The following is a 646-nucleotide window of genomic DNA, read 5'->3' on the forward strand; positions in this document are numbered from 1 at the left end:
CAAAAACGGCTTGTCTATCGGCCGGTCTGGCGTCGGGATATAACTGTCTATCGCATCCAGCAGTTCCAGTATGCTCTTGTACTCCTCTGCCCCCTGGTCCGTGCCCTGGCTCTCCATCGCCTTCAGTGCACTGCCCCGAATTACCGGTATCTTGTCCCCGGGAAACTGATACTTCGTCAGCAACTCCCTCATCTCAAGCTCCACCAAGTCCAGCAACTCAGGATCATCCACCATGTCTACTTTATTCATAAATACTACAATGTACGGCACTCCTACCTGCCTCGCCAATAATATGTGCTCCCTCGTCTGTGGCATTGGCCCGTCTGCCGCTGACACCACCAGCACCGCCCCGTCCATCTGCGCCGCTCCCGTGATCATGTTCTTGATGTAGTCAGCATGACCGGGGCAGTCTACATGCGCATAGTGCCTCTTGTCCGTCTCATACTCTACATGCGCAGTCGCTATCGTTATGCCTCTCGCCTTCTCCTCAGGTGCGTTGTCAATACTGTCAAATGACCGGTATGACGCCTGCCCCTTGAATGAAAGTACCTTCGTGATCGCTGACGTCAACGTCGTCTTCCCATGGTCAACATGCCCGATCGTCCCTATGTTCGCATGCGGCTTTACCCTCTCAAATTTCGCCTTT

Annotated in this window: 1 protein-coding gene; it reads right to left on the reverse strand. The window is 53.9% G+C overall.

What is annotated here, in order from left to right; all coding sequences use genetic code 11:
- Window positions 1-646 (reverse strand): GTP-binding protein (locus RDU83_14030; GenBank protein MDQ7842114.1); only part of this gene is annotated, 646 nt, incomplete at both ends.

This window comes from bacterium (assembly GCA_031082185.1).
GTDB lineage: Bacteria > Sysuimicrobiota > Sysuimicrobiia > Sysuimicrobiales > Humicultoraceae > VGFA01.